At 47.6% G+C, this 3173-nt stretch carries 3 protein-coding genes; all 3 read left to right on the forward strand.

What is annotated here, in order from left to right; genetic code table 11:
- Positions 1–1052, forward strand: a 1052-nt coding sequence (locus tag WBV75_RS11580; RefSeq protein WP_424120752.1) for a topoisomerase C-terminal repeat-containing protein, incomplete at its 5' end; no start/stop codon positions are given.
- 26 nt (positions 1053–1078) lie between these two features.
- Positions 1079–2236, forward strand: a complete 1158-nt coding sequence (locus tag WBV75_RS11585; RefSeq protein ID WP_424120753.1) for a formimidoylglutamase — start codon at positions 1079–1081, stop codon at positions 2234–2236.
- Positions 2237–2352: 116 nt separating this feature from the next.
- Positions 2353–3173, forward strand: an 821-nt coding sequence (locus WBV75_RS11590; RefSeq protein WP_424120754.1) for an SUMF1/EgtB/PvdO family nonheme iron enzyme, incomplete at its 3' end; no start/stop codon positions are given.

The raw sequence follows: 3173 nt of genomic DNA on the forward strand, positions 1-3173 counted from the left end.
CCATTCAGAATCGGGGATATGTTGAGAAGGGAACGGTTGAGGGAAGCCCAAGGTCTTATCAGCAGGTAGTTCTGGAGTCCGGAGAACTTTCGGAAAAAACACTCTCCGAAACTGTGGGCTCAGATAAAGGAAAGCTGGTTCCCACGGATATCGGGATGATCGTCAACGATTTTCTTGTGACGAATTTTGCCAATATCCTGGATTATAATTTTACAGCCAAGGTCGAAAAGGATTTTGACGGTATCGCGACCGGGGAGGAAGACTGGAAAATGATCTTAAAAGATTTTTACAAGGATTTCCATCCCAATGTGGCTGAAGTTGAAGAAAATGCCGAAAGGGCGAGCGGAGAACGGGTACTTGGAGAGGATCCGAAAACAGGACGTCAGGTTGCGGCCCGCCTTGGGCGTTTTGGGCCCATGGTACAGATTGGAACTGTGGATGAAGAGGAGAAACCGCTTTTTGCGAGTTTGTTGCCCGACCAGTCTATCAATACCATTACCTATGAGGAGGCTATGGACCTCTTTAAGCTCCCCAGGGATCTCGGAGAATATAAGGGAGAGGCAGTACAGGCGAATGTAGGCCGGTATGGCCCATACATCCGGTATGGGAAAAAGTTTGTTTCCCTCCAGGCGGACCAGAGTGTTTTTGAGATTGATATGGACGCGGCACTTGAGTTAATTGAAGCCAAGGAAAAGGCCGATGCGCCCATTGCCATGTATGAAGGAAAAGAAGTGACCCGCGGAAAGGGGCGATTCGGACCCTTTATCAAATGGGACGGGATGTTTATCAATATCAACAAGAAGTACGATTTTGACAATTTGAGTGAGGCGGATATCGCAGAGCTCATTGAGGCAAAAAAGAAAAAAGAAGCGGAAAAACTCGTCCGGGAATGGCCGGAGGAAAGCATTCGGATCGAAAAGGGACGTTGGGGCAGGCACCAGATCATTAAGGGCAGGACCAAGGTCGACCTGAGTAAGGATGTGGACCCTCTGGGCGTGAGCCTGGAACAGGCCCAGGAGCTGCTGGGTAAGAAAAAGAAGAAGAAAAAGTAATATTCCAAAGGGCAGGGTCGGTATAAATGGCTTTCGATTTTCTAAAACCTGTTAACAAGCGCGTTCTGGCGCACTGCGAAATGCTCCCGGCTCAGGCATTGGGGCATCATATCTACAAACATACCCATCAGGAAGGCATTCCGGTTTTGGCCGGAGCCACCTTTGCACTCATAGGGGTATATGAATCGCGCAACGCTTTTGAGAAAAAGGCCCACAGGCTGGATCTGGATGAGATCCGGAACCAGCTCTATAAACTTATGCGTGGAAATTGGGACCACTCCATCCTGGATCTGGGCGATATTGAAGAAGGGGATACCGTGGCCGATACCTACTTCGTCCTCAGGCAGATTACCGCAGAACTCCTCGAGGAGAAAATTATACCTATTATAATAGGGGCTACCCAGGATCTTACATTTCCTTGTTACCGCGCATTCGACGGGATCATGGATATGATCAACCTGGTCTCAGTAGATTCCCGTTTTGATTTTGGGGTGGAAGATGAGCTGATTTCTTCCAATACCTATATGAGTCAGATTATTACGGACAAGCCCAACAACCTTTTTAATTTTTCCAACCTCGGCTTCCAAACCTATTTTAATGCCCAGGAGGAAATCGACCTGATGGATCGGTTGTTCTTCGACGCTTATCGCCTCGGTGAAATTGCCGATGATATTTCCCTGGCAGAACCCGTGGTGCGCAATGCACATCTTGTAAGTATAGATGCCCGGGCAGTGAGGGCGCTGGAGATGGGGCAGCCGGATTCTTTTTCACCCAACGGGTTCACAGGTCGGGAGATCTGTGCCATCACCCGTTACATCGGTATGGCCGATTCCATATCCTTGCTGGGTATCTTTGAGATAGAGAATAATATGCAGTCCTTCCAGCTAGTGGCCCAGATGATCTGGTATTTCCTGGAAGGTCATAACTTCAGTATTATCGAACGGCCCGTTGCTTCGGATCCCGATTTTACCAAATACCGGGTTCTCTGTGAATCGGAAGAACTGGTATTCTTTAAAAGCACGCTTACCGAAAGATGGTGGGTAGAAGTGCCGAACCTTCCCCTGGTATATACTAAATCAAACTCCCCCGCGTTATTACCATGCACCGAACGGGACTATTTGGATGCTTGCAACCAGAATATCCCTGAAAGGTGGTTCAAAGCCTATCGAAAAGGCTTTAACTAAACCAAATTTTTTATGGCCGTGAGGCGGATTCGTACAATAAATTATTCGATTTTAAGTTTTAGTGAATAATCGTTGACATTTCTGTCCAGTAGTCTAAATTGAAATTAACCTTACGTATGAAAAAGCTATTGTTATCATCTATAGCGTTTGTTTTTTTACTCAGCAGTTGTGGTTCCAAAACCAGGGGTGAACTGGTAGGAGTGCAGGGTAAACAATGGCATCCGGAAAAGCCTTACGGGATGGAGCTCATCCCAAGGGGGTCTTTTATTATGGGTAAGAGTGAAGAGGATATGGCCGATGCACTCAATGCCCCAACCAAGACCGTTACCGTACGTTCCTTTTATATGGATGATACGGAAATCACGAATAGTGAGTACCGACAATTTGTGGAATGGGTCAAAGATTCTGTAGTCAGGACGAAACTCGCCATCCTCGCGGATGAGTTGGGCATTAGTCCGGAGGACGATGGTATCGGAGCCTACGCATTTAAAGATGCCGATACGGCAGACCTGTCTGCGTACGACAAGTATATGTTGGACAACTATGTGGGTATGGGAGATAATTTTTATGAGGGTCGTGCCCTGAACTGGGATGAAGATCTCGTTTGGGATACTTCTGAGTATCCGGATGAGTACTATGCCGAGGTTATGGTGGATTCAATGTACCTGCCCGAGGATGAGTCTTACAACGGTCAGCGTACCCTGGACGTCACCAAGATAAAATACCAGTACTCCTGGATGGATATCGAGGCAGCTGCCCGTTCCAAGGATGGCCGTCGCAGAGATTTTATCCGCAAGGAGGAAACCGCAGTCTATCCGGATACCACCGTATGGATCCGTGATTTTGAATACTCTTATAATGAACCTATGCACAACGACTACTTCTGGCACGATGCGTATAGTGACTACCCGGTAGTGGGTGTATCCTGGACACAGGC

The sequence above is a fragment of the Robiginitalea sp. genome (assembly GCF_049588695.1).
Lineage (GTDB): Bacteria > Bacteroidota > Bacteroidia > Flavobacteriales > Flavobacteriaceae > Robiginitalea.

What these genes read in the sequence shown, in the direction of transcription:
- WBV75_RS11585 (WP_424120753.1), top strand. Translation starts at nt 1,079, where the DNA reads ATGGCTTTCGATTTTCTAAAACCTGTTAACAAGCGCGTTCTGGCGCAC.